Origin of the sequence: Synechococcus sp. R6-10, assembly GCF_047461815.1 — a bacterium.
GTDB lineage: Bacteria > Cyanobacteriota > Cyanobacteriia > Thermostichales > Thermostichaceae > Thermostichus.
The window spans coordinates 1-8,968 of the sequence record NZ_JANSHW010000043.1; the positions used below are offsets into that span (position 1 = coordinate 1).

The window sequence follows — 8,968 nt, forward strand, 5'->3', positions numbered from 1 at the left end:
AACAAACAGAATGCTATCGCTGCATAGTTGAACAGTGATGTTCAGCAGTGTTCAGCGTAAATGTATCAGAACAAGCTCTGCTCTGTAAACAAGCGTACACTCCAGGGGGCGGTGATGCCGTTGTAGAAGGCCAACCCCAGAACGGGCAGGCTGAGGAATCCATAGGCAATCTGGGCCAAAGGGATCCCGAGGGCATCGGGGATGAGGCTGTTGTCTCCCAGAGGGGCGATGAGCAGCAGCTTCTGCCAATGGTGGGGTTGTAGACGGGCCGAGCGCAGCGCAAACCCTGCCGAGAGGGAATTGGCAATGACGTGACAGGGTCGCCCGATCACCTCCTGGACAAAATCCCCGATCATCTCGGCGTAGAGACTGCCGGTGTACTCCAAATCTGGACGTTCTGAGTTGCCCCACCCCAACAAATCCAGAGCATAGACTTGATAGTGCTGCCCCAGCTCCGCCATAATTGCACGAAACTCATAGCTGGAGGAGCCTGCCCCAATGCCGTGCACCAGCAACAACGGCTGGCCGGATCCCATGACCTTGTAAAACAGGCGATGGCCGCGCCAGAAGTGATGCCTTTCCTCTCCCGGCAGCAGGCTCTGCAGAGGCTGAGTTTGGGAAGAGATCCAAGCGTTGAAAACGGCTAGAGCACCCAACCCGCCGACAGTAGTCCAGAGCCCGATCTTGAGAACTTGGCTCAGCTCTTTCATCCTCAGCAGCCCAGCTAGGGTACCTACTTTTTCTTAAGGCGGTAGGTGATGCGCCCTTTGTTGAGGTCATAGGGGCTCAGCTCCACCTTGACCCGGTCGCCGGGCAAGATCTTGATGTAGTTGCGGCGAATTTTGCCGGAGATATGAGCGAGCACGTTGAAGCCGTTGTCCAGATCCACTCGGAACATGGCGTTGGGCAGGGATTCGGTAACAACCCCCTCCATTTCAATGGCATCTTCCTTAGACAATGAGCCCTCCCAAAAACGACATAACAAACAACAGAACAATCCACAGCCGCGACGACACGCGCTGTTAAGAAATGAAAATATACTCCATCTCTTCTATCCTAACCGTTGCAGTCCTTCATCAGGGGATCCCTTAGGACTGAAAAGGCGTGCGATCGGTCAAAATTTCTGCTCCAGACTCGGTAACCAAGACCGTGTGCTCAAACTGAGCTGACCAAGAGCCATCTACTGTGACCACCGTCCATTGGTCTGGCAACACTCGGGTTGCCTCTCCCCCCGCATTCACCATCGGCTCAATGGCCACCGTCATGCCGGAGCGCAGCTTGGGATTGGGCAGATCGCGGGTGCGATAGTTGGGAAACTGCGGCTCCTCGTGCAGGTTGCGCCCCACCCCGTGACCAACATACTGCTTCACCACAGAATAGCCCCGCCCCTCGATGTAATCTTCAATGGCACCCGAGACATCCTGAAGCCAAACGCCGTGGCGCACACAGTCGATGCCCGTCTGCAGGGCTTTGGCCGCAGTATCGATCAGATCCCGAGCTGCGTCGCTCAGGGGTTCCAGGCCGATGGTGATACAGGAATCCGCATGCCAGCCCTCGACGATGGCACCAAAATCCACTTTGACCACATCTCCCGGCTGCACCACTTTACGGGGACTGGGGATCCCGTGCACCACCTCATGGTTGACACTGACACAGACGCAGGCGGGAAAGCCGTAGTAGCCCTTGAAACTGGGCAAAGCATTGAGTTGGGCCACCCGTCTCTCGGCATAGGCATCGATATCTGCCGTGGTCCAGCCCGGCTCCAGGCGCTCCGCGATCTCCTGCAATACTTGGGCCACCACCCGACCGGCCCGGCGCATTTTTTCCACTTCGCGGCGAGATTTGATCTCAATAAGCTGCATGCCCCGCCGCTGGGAGGGATTTCCAGCTCCTGCTCTGATCACGCCGTCCTCCTGAAGCCTTCCAGAAGAGCCTGCAGATGTTCCTGTACGGATTCCACCGGCTGGTTGCCGTTGACCCGTTGCAAGCGCCCCTTGGCCTCATAAAAATCGATCAGGGGAGCCGTCTGCTGCCGATAGACCTCCAGACGCTTGAGAATCACCGACCGATCCGCATCATCGCTGCGCCCCTGTTCCTTGCCCCGGGCCAGCAGCCGGGCCACCACCACCTCATCCGGCACCTCCAAGTTGAGGACGTAGTCATAATCTTGGCCCAGCTCTTGCAGCAGCTCTTCCAAGGCTTCTGCCTGGGCTAAGGTGCGAGGAAATCCATCTAGGATCCAGCCCTGCTCTGGAGATTGCTGCAACTGCCCCTTCACCATTCCGATCAGCACCTCGTCAGGCACCAGCTCTCCCGCATCCATGTAAACCTTGGCCTGGCACCCCAGGGGCGTTTGGGCTTTCACCTCGGCCCGCAACAGATCGCCTGTGGAAATTTTGGGCGTGTGGTAAATGGCCGCCAGCCGCTCCGCCTGTGTACCTTTGCCCGCCCCCGGCGGCCCCAGAAAGATCAACCTCGGCACTACTGTTTGACCATCCCTTCGTAGCGTTGTGAGATGACATAAGTCTGGATCTGCTTGGAGGTCTCAATCGCCACCCCCACCAAAATCAGCAGCGAGGTCGCCCCCAAACCTTGGAAAGTGGTGATGCCGGTTGCCCGTTCCACCGTCGTCGGGATGATGGCCACCGCGCACAGGAACAGAGCCCCCAGCAGCGTCAGGCGGTTGAGGATCCCTTCGACATACTCGGCAGTGGCCTTGCCCGGGCGTACCCCTGGAATGCTGGCCCCCATCTTCTTCAAGTTTTGAGCCAGATCCACCGGGTTGATGAGCAAAGAGGCGTAGAAGTAGCTGAAGAAGAGGATCAGCACGAAATAGAAGGGAATGTAGAACCAGGAGGTGGGGGATAGGAAGTTGGCCACCTGCACCAAAGTCAGGTTTTGGGTGTACTGGGCCAAGGCCAAAGGCAGAGACATCACCGAGTAGGCGAAGATGATCGGCATCACCCCCCCTTGGTTTAGCCTCAGGGGCAGATAGCTTTTCTGCTCGCGGAACAGCTTGTTGCCCACCTGGCGCTTGGCGTAGACGATAGGGATCTTGCGGCTGCCCTCTTGGACAAAGACAATGCCGACAATGGTGACCAAAAAGATTGCCAGCAACAGCAAGATGCCACCGATGGTGCTGCTATCGGCACGGGCCAGGCTAATAGTCTGTCCGAGGGCACGGGGCAGAGTGGCAACAATGTTGACGAAGATCAAGAGCGAAGGGCCACTTCCCACCCCTTTCTCCGTGATCATCTCTCCCAGCCACATCACAAACAGGGATCCCGCCGCCAGAGCCAGGGTGGTGGAGGCCATGAAGGCCAACTCATTGGTAGTACTGGCAAACTCCCGCACCCAAAAGGAAATGCCAATGCCCTGGATGATGGCCCAGCCCAAGGTGACATAGCGGGTGTACTGAGAAATCTGCCGCCGCCCCTGTTCTCCCTCGTTTTTCTGCAGGTTCTCTAAGGCCGGAATGGCCGAGACCAGCAACTGCATGATGATCGAGGCGTTGATGAAGGGCAGGATCCCAAGGGCAAAGATCCCCAAAGCAGAAATCCCCCCGCCGGAGAAGACATCCAGCAGGCCAAACACAGGGCTGTTGGCAGCTTCGGCAGCAAAGCGGGCCCGATCGATACTGGGAATGGGGATGTAAATGCCCAGTCTGACCAACAGCAGCAAGCCCAAGGTGAGAAACAGACGGCTGCGCAGGCCAGAGGCCATAGCCATCTGCATAAAGGTCTCTTGGGCAGAGGGGGCGGAACCTCGTGTGTCAACCATAGGGAAGAGAATCTCGCGGGAGCAAAGGGCAAGGTTAGCTATCTACCACTCTACGCTGCTGGTGGAGCAGTCGGCAAAATCAAAGCAAAATCAAAAAAGTGCAACTCAGCGCCACCCGGCAGAAGCCGGCCAGAGCAACGGGAAGAAGGGGTTTAGGATCCCAAAATCTCCACCCGACCTCCGGCTGCCTCGACCTTGACTTTGGCTGAAGCAGTAATGGCCGCCGCCCTGATCGTCAGGGGCACGCTGACTTCCCCATCTCCCAAGATCTTCAGCGGGCCATCGTTGGTGGTGACGATCCCTCGTTCCATTAAGCTTTGCAGGCTGACCTCGCTGCCGGCAGGCAGATCCGCCAAGGCGCGCAGGTTGACCAGGGTGTATTCCAGACGCCGCGTGTAGCGGGGGAAATGCTTAAGCTTGGGTAAACGCCGGTAGAGGGGAGTCTGGCCCCCTTCAAAGCCGGGCCGTGTACTGCCCCCCTTGCGGGCCTTTTGCCCCCGCATCCCCTTGCCACAGGAGGCCCCCTGCCCCGCAGAAACGCCACGACCTAGCCGCCGCCGCCGCCGCGTCGAACCTGCTTGAGGCCGAATGTCTTCCAGTCGCATGGCTACCTCTGGCTCACTTGCTCGATATACCTGTCCATCACTTGCCCAATAGGCGGCGCACATCGATGTCTCGGTCTTGGGCCACCTGCTTAAAGGTACGCATCCGCCGCAGCGCATCGATGGTAGCACGGGCATTGTTGAGGGGGTTGCTGGATCCCAGTTGCTTGGCCAAGCTGTTGCGTACTCCTGCCAGCTCCAGAACGGTGCGGACTGCCCCCCCTGCGATGACGCCTGTGCCGGGAGCTGCTGGCATGACCAAGACGGTGGCACCGCCGCCTGCCCCCTGCATGGGATGGGGTACGGACAAACCTTTGGTGAGGGGCACCTCAATGAGGTGCTTTTTACCGTCCACAACCCCCTTGCGTACTGCTCCGATCACATCGTTGGCTTTGCCCACGCCAACCCCGACTTGGCCCCGCTCGTTGCCGACCACCACCACAGCGCGGAAGCTCAACTTCTTGCCGCCCTTGACCACCTTGGTGACGCGGCGAATCTGGATGACCCGCTCTTGCCACTCGGTGGGTTGCTCTTCGCGGTTTTTTTTGCTTCTGCGACGTTCCCTCTGCTCAGCCATGTGCTATGTCCTCAGTAGCTAGAACTGTAACCCTGCTTCTCGGGCAGCTTCTGCCAAAGCCTGAACGCGCCCGTGATAGAGCTTGCCCCCCCGATCGAAAACCACGCGGGAAATGCCCATCTGTAAGGCTCGTTCAGCAACTGAGCGGCCCACCAAGGCAGCCGCTTCTTGAGTGGCTGTCCCGGTTTCTTTGAATTTTTCGCGCAGCTCCCTGTCCAAGGTGGAGGCGGAGGTTAAGGTATGCTGGGCTACATCGTCGATCACCTGGGCGTAGATGTGTCGATGGGAGCGAAACACGGCCAGGCGAGGCCGCTCGGCAGTGCCAAAGACCTTGCGGCGAATGCGTCGATGACGACGTTGGGTGGTGATTTTGCGGCTGGCTTTCATAGGCTATTCACTTCTTCGCTTTCCCCGATTTACCCGCCTTGCGGCGAACTTGTTCCCCTAGATAACGGATCCCTTTCCCCTTGTAGGGCTCCGGAGGCCGGACCGCTCGGATGCGGGCGGCAGTATTGCCCACCAGTTCTTTATCTGTGCCTGAGACAACAATGATGTTGTTTCCCTCAACGGCAATTTGGATGCCGGGGGGAAAGGGGATCTCCACAGGGTGACTGTAGCCGACGTTCAAAACCAACTTGCTGCCTTGGATGGCAGCCCGGTAGCCCACGCCCACCAATTCCAGCCGCCGCTCAAATCCCTTGGACACTCCGTCTACCATGTTGGCGACCAAGGTGCGGCAGAGGCCGTGCAGTTGGCGGGCAGGACGAGAATCGTTGAGACGGCTGACCGTGAGCATCTGAGCGTTTTGCTGGACTGTGATCAAGGGCGGTAAACTGCGGGACAGTTGACCTTTCGGGCCTTTCACTGCAATGTGTTGGCCGTCGATCTGGATCTCCACCTTGGCAGGAAGGGCGATGGGGCGTCTACCAATACGGGACATGGGAAAAACTCCTGACCAGAGAAAACTTAAGGTCTAGTAGACAAGACAGAGGACTTCACCACCAATGCCCTGCTTACGAGCCTCCCGGTCGGTCATGATGCCGTTGGAGGTGGAGATGATGGCGATCCCAATTCCTCCCAGCACTCGGGGCAGCTCTTTGTGGTTGCGGTAAACCCGCAGGCCGGGTCGGCTCACCCGCTTTAGACCATTGATGATGGGCCTGCAGTTGCGGCCTTTGCCTTTGTACTTCAATCGCAACACCACTCGGGCTTGGATCCCTTCTCCCTCCTCCTTCCATTCGCTGACGAACCCTTCCTCATGAAGAACGCGAGCGATGCTGCGGGTCATGCGGGTGGCCGGAACTGCCACCGACTCGTGCCGAGCCATGGTGGCATTGCGAATGCGGGTGAGCATATCGGCGATCGTGTCGTTGGTGTGGGCCATCGGTGGGTCAGTGCTCCTCGGAAGATCGATGCAGATCAAGAAAAGTCAGGGTGGGCAACCTAGGAGGCAAAGGGCATGCCAAACGCTTTGAGCAGGGCACGGCCCTCTTCGTCGGTTTTAGCAGTGGTCACAATGGAGATATCCATACCTCGCAACTGATCCACAGAGTCATAGTTGATTTCGGGAAAAATCAGTTGTTCACGGATGCCGAGGGTGTAGTTGCCTCGTCCATCAAAGGCCTTGGGGCTGACACCGCGGAAGTCACGGATACGGGGCAGAGCAATGTTGATCAGGCGATCCAAAAACGCATACATGCGCTCCCGTCGCAGGGTCACCATCAGGCCAACCGGCATGCCCTTGCGAATCTTGAAGCTGGCAATTGCCTTTTTGGCGCGGGTGATCACCGGACGCTGGCCAGTGATGGCGCTGATCTCGGCAATGGAGGATTCCAGAGCCTTGGCATTTTGGGAAGCTTCCCCCAAGCCGCGGTTGATCACGATCTTCTCCAGGCGGGGCACCTGATGGATGTTGGTGTAGCCCAACTCCTTTTGCAGCTTGGGGACAATGACGGTGTTGTAGTGGATTTGCAGACGCTGGGGCATGGTGGCTTCTCCTTGCGGCTCTGGGCTGGGTCAGAGCCAAACCAATGGTGGAAAGGGATCAAAAGCTTAGTCGAGAATCTCACCCGTTTTCTTAAGGACGCGAACCTTGCGACCATCGGCGGTGATTTGATAGCCGATGCGGCTGGCCACCTCCTGCTTCTTGGAATAGGCCATCACTTTGCAGACGGGAATGGGGGCTTCCTTGGTCTCAATCCGGCCACTTTCCCCTTCTCGCTGAGGTTTGCGGTGGTAGGTAACAATGTTAACCCCTTCCACCAAAACCATGTTGCGTTCGGGAAAAACGCGCAGCACCTCGCCGATTTTGCCTTTGTCATCGCCGGAGATCACCTGCACGGTATCCCCTTGCTTGATACGCATTTTGTAGCGCAGGCTGTTGCGGTGCTTGCGAATGCCCGGTCGCCGAACTAAGCGCCGAATTTGGCTGGGTTTGAGGGGGCGAACCATCAGAGTACCTCCGGGGCAAGGGAGATGATCTTGGTGAAGTTTTTCTCCCGCAGCTCACGGGCTACAGGGCCGAAAACGCGAGTTCCACGGGGGTTGCCGTCGTTGTTGATGATCACGGCGGCGTTGTCGTCGAAGCGGATGCACATGCCGTCAGGGCGACGTACCGTATCGACGGTGCGGATGACAACAGCCTTGACAACATCGGATTTTTTGACGGGCATGTTGGGCAGGGCATCCTTGACGACACCAATGATCACATCGCCCAAGCTGGCGTAGCGACGGCCACTGCTGCCCAGCACGCGAATACACATCATCTTGCGAGCACCGGTGTTGTCGGCCACCGTCAGCATAGTTTGCTGCTGAATCATAGTTTCTTCACCTCCCTCAGGATTTCGGCAACTTGCCAACGCTTGGTGCGGCTGAGGGGACGGGTTTCCGTGATGCGCACCAGATCCCCTTCTTGACAGCGGTTTTCCTCGTCGTGGGCCTTAAACTTCTTGGTCTTGACGACGATCTTGCCGTACTTCGGGTGAGCAACTCGATTTTCCACAGCAACAACCACCGTTTTTTGCATCTTGTTGCTGACCACAATGCCAATCTTCTCCCGAACAGCCATTACTCCTCCTTGGTTGGGCGTTTGCCCCGCTTACGCTCTCCCTCCACAGTTAGTAGTTGCGCCAGCTTGTGTTTGCGCAGCCGGATGAGATGGGGCTGGTTCAACTGCCGCGTGGCCTGCTGCAAACGCAGCTCAAACAGCTCTTTCTTGACGGCGTAGATTTCGTTGCTCAGCTCTTCGTCCGATAAAGCACGGGCATCAGCAATTTTGGGCATGGGCATGGCTGAACTCTCCTCATACACTGCTGGTGGCCACCTCTGAAGCCGTTGCCTGGGCGGGCTCTGGCTTTTCAAAGTCGGCTTTGGTTACAAACTTGACCTTAATGGGCAGCTTCTGGGCGGCAAGGCGCATGGCCTCGCGGGCGATGGGCTCTGCCACTCCCCCCATTTCGAAGAGGATACGGCCCGGCTTGACGACACAAACCCAGTACTCAGGGTTGCCTTTGCCGGATCCCATGCGGGTTTCCGCGGCTCGCTGAGTAACGGGCTTGTCGGGAAAGATGCGAATCCAGATTTGGCCACCCCGCCGAACATAGCGGGTCATGGCTCGACGGCTGGCCTCGATCTGTCGAGCTGTAATCCAGGCGGGTTCTAGGGCCACAAGGCCGTATTCCCCAAAGTTGATGCGGTTGCCACGGGTCGCTTTGCCTTTCATGCGCCCGCGCTGTTGCTTGCGGTACTTGGTGCGTTTGGGGCTTAACATGGCCGTTCCTTAAGTCAACTGCGATAGGGATCCCTGGACGTTCCGGTGTTGGCCCTCAGGCCTCCTGAGCCGAGCGATCTTCAAAGGTGGGCCGCCGCCGCTGCTGCCGACGTTTGGGCTGTTGCAGGGGAAACTTCTGTTCGTGGCGTTCCTGCCCGGGCAGAACTTCCCCTTTGAAGACCCAGACCTTGACCCCGATGATGCCGAAAGTGGTGTGGGCGAGGTGCTCGGCGTAGTCGA

16 protein-coding genes and 1 pseudogene are annotated in these 8,968 nt (G+C 58.0%); all 17 read right to left on the reverse strand.

The genetic code is table 11. The features are described from left to right. Positions 1-65: 65 nt before the first annotated feature. On the reverse strand, positions 66-710 hold the full coding sequence (locus NW837_RS01285; protein WP_414328925.1) for an alpha/beta fold hydrolase: 645 nt from the start codon (positions 708-710) through the stop codon (positions 66-68). A 23-nt stretch (positions 711-733) separates the two neighbouring features. Beyond that, entirely contained in the window at positions 734-958 is a 225-nt protein-coding gene (infA, locus tag NW837_RS01290) for a translation initiation factor IF-1 (protein ID WP_011434173.1), read from the reverse strand. Between the two features lie 130 nt (positions 959-1,088). Continuing rightward, positions 1,089-1,862, reverse strand: a complete 774-nt coding sequence (gene map / locus NW837_RS01295; RefSeq protein ID WP_011434172.1) for a type I methionyl aminopeptidase — start codon at positions 1,860-1,862, stop codon at positions 1,089-1,091. A 38-nt stretch (positions 1,863-1,900) separates the two neighbouring features. After that, positions 1,901-2,482, reverse strand: coding sequence for an adenylate kinase (locus tag NW837_RS01300; RefSeq protein WP_414328926.1), 582 nt, complete (start codon positions 2,480-2,482; stop codon positions 1,901-1,903). Then, positions 2,482-3,780: a preprotein translocase subunit SecY gene (secY, locus tag NW837_RS01305; protein WP_414328927.1), complete on the reverse strand. Its 1,299-nt coding sequence runs from the start codon at positions 3,778-3,780 to the stop codon at positions 2,482-2,484. The genes NW837_RS01300 and secY overlap by 1 nt, the downstream gene beginning before the upstream one ends. 152 nt (positions 3,781-3,932) lie before the next feature. Beyond that, positions 3,933-4,385 carry a 50S ribosomal protein L15 gene (rplO, locus tag NW837_RS01310; protein ID WP_414328928.1) on the reverse strand — a complete coding sequence of 151 codons (453 nt, stop codon included), beginning with the start codon at positions 4,383-4,385 and terminating at the stop codon, positions 3,933-3,935. Positions 4,386-4,422: 37 nt separating this feature from the next. Then, complete coding sequence (gene rpsE, locus NW837_RS01315; RefSeq protein ID WP_011434168.1) at positions 4,423-4,959, reverse strand: 30S ribosomal protein S5; 537 nt, start codon at positions 4,957-4,959, stop codon at positions 4,423-4,425. 18 nt (positions 4,960-4,977) lie between these two features. Then, positions 4,978-5,346 (reverse strand): 50S ribosomal protein L18, encoded by a 369-nt coding sequence (gene rplR, locus NW837_RS01320; protein WP_414328929.1) that lies wholly within the window; start codon positions 5,344-5,346, stop codon positions 4,978-4,980. 7 nt (positions 5,347-5,353) lie between these two features. Beyond that, entirely contained in the window at positions 5,354-5,899 is a 546-nt protein-coding gene (gene rplF, locus NW837_RS01325) for a 50S ribosomal protein L6 (protein WP_011434166.1), read from the reverse strand. Between the two features lie 33 nt (positions 5,900-5,932). After that, a complete protein-coding gene (gene rpsH / locus NW837_RS01330) occupies positions 5,933-6,343 on the reverse strand; it encodes a 30S ribosomal protein S8 (protein ID WP_011434165.1) in 411 nt (136 codons plus the stop codon). A gap of 59 nt (positions 6,344-6,402) precedes the next feature. Further along, entirely contained in the window at positions 6,403-6,945 is a 543-nt protein-coding gene (gene rplE / locus NW837_RS01335; protein WP_414328930.1) for a 50S ribosomal protein L5, read from the reverse strand. A gap of 66 nt (positions 6,946-7,011) precedes the next feature. After that, positions 7,012-7,410, reverse strand: a complete 399-nt coding sequence (gene rplX / locus NW837_RS01340) for a 50S ribosomal protein L24 (protein WP_011434163.1) — start codon at positions 7,408-7,410, stop codon at positions 7,012-7,014. Next, positions 7,410-7,778: a 50S ribosomal protein L14 gene (gene rplN / locus NW837_RS01345; protein WP_011434162.1), complete on the reverse strand. Its 369-nt coding sequence runs from the start codon at positions 7,776-7,778 to the stop codon at positions 7,410-7,412. Before rplN ends, rplX begins: the two co-directional genes overlap by 1 nt. Then, a complete protein-coding gene (gene rpsQ, locus NW837_RS01350) occupies positions 7,775-8,026 on the reverse strand; it encodes a 30S ribosomal protein S17 (RefSeq protein WP_011434161.1) in 252 nt (83 codons plus the stop codon). Before rpsQ ends, rplN begins: the two co-directional genes overlap by 4 nt. Beyond that, entirely contained in the window at positions 8,026-8,247 is a 222-nt protein-coding gene (gene rpmC, locus NW837_RS01355) for a 50S ribosomal protein L29 (protein WP_011434160.1), read from the reverse strand. The genes rpsQ and rpmC overlap by 1 nt, the downstream gene beginning before the upstream one ends. Before the next feature lie 13 nt (positions 8,248-8,260). Next, on the reverse strand, positions 8,261-8,728 hold the full coding sequence (rplP, locus tag NW837_RS01360; RefSeq protein WP_011434159.1) for a 50S ribosomal protein L16: 468 nt from the start codon (positions 8,726-8,728) through the stop codon (positions 8,261-8,263). Positions 8,729-8,783: 55 nt separating this feature from the next. Continuing rightward, positions 8,784-8,968, reverse strand: a pseudogene (locus NW837_RS01365) (30S ribosomal protein S3); the annotation flags it as partial.